The sequence below is a fragment of the Vibrio sp. 1557 genome, assembly GCF_033340175.1.
Taxonomy (GTDB): Bacteria; Pseudomonadota; Gammaproteobacteria; order Enterobacterales; family Vibrionaceae; genus Vibrio; species Vibrio alginolyticus.
The window spans coordinates 1-1,072 of record NZ_JAWOVZ010000267.1; the positions used below are offsets into that span (position 1 = coordinate 1).

Annotated in this window: 1 protein-coding gene; it reads right to left on the reverse strand. The window is 51.4% G+C overall.

Going from position 1 to position 1,072, the window contains the following annotated elements; all coding sequences use genetic code 11:
• The coding region (gene istA / locus R7070_RS26395; protein ID WP_318141543.1) for an IS21 family transposase at nt 1-1,072 on the reverse strand (1,072 nt) is incomplete at both ends.

Here is a 1,072-nt window from a genome sequence, read left to right on the forward strand (position 1 = left end):
ACTCGGCATGTGCTCTGGTTGGGTGCTGTTTCCGCGCTCTCTTTGGCTACGTGGATGCTGGGCGACCAAGTTACCTTGATGGTAGATCTGCACCAGACGGTTGGAGGCTTCCAGCTCGACATGGTGACCAACAAGTTGATGTGGCACCGAGTAGTAGTGGCGGCGATAGTCGATGTGATAGTCAGGCCCAACCTTAGCTCGTTTGGTTTCGGTATACAGGTAACGCTGTTTGGGGAGGGGCTTTAACGCAGGCTTATCGAGTTTGTCGAACAGTGATTGACGACTCGCGCCATACTGTTTCATCTCACGTTGGTTTAACTCATTCATGAGTTCTCGGATAGCGAGATTCAGCGCCTTGAAGGTATGGAAGGTTTGGTGTCGCAGCCGCATCATGATCCAGCGTTCCACTAGGAGAACGGCATTCTCTGCTTTGGCTTTGTCTTTCGGTTTGTGGGGGCGAGCGGGCATCACAGCCGTTTGATAATGATTCGCCAGTTTTTGATAGCTCTCATTCAGTATCGGCTCATAACGATTGGCTTTGGTGACCGCACTGCGCAGATTATCGGGAACCAAGAGCCGTGGGACACCACCGAAGTGTTCGAGTGCATTGGCATGCGCCTCTAACCAGTAAGGCTTACCTTGACTCGGGAAGGCTTCAACATAGGTGTAATTGGACGCGCCCAAGGTCGCCACGAACACTTCTGCTTCGCGCACTTCGCCTGTGTCAGGGTTGACTACCTGAAGCCTCGGCCCACAGTAGTCGATAAACAACTTATCACCCGCCACATGAAGCTGGCGCATGCTGCGCTTTTGCGTTTTGAACCAGCGAGTGAAGTGCTCGCAGAACTGAGTGTAAGCGTAAGCTTTCTCTTGATATTGCTCATGATATTCCTGCCAGAGCAACATCTTCGTCATGCCTTTACGTCTGAGTTCGACTGCGTATTGCGTGAAGTCTGGCATGACTTTATCGCGACTGGCTTTCTTGCCGTGATACAGAGCTTGAGTGATATCAGCATCGCTACAACTTTCAGGCAGAGGCCAACCAAGTTGGCTTTGTTTAAAACGAGTAAGG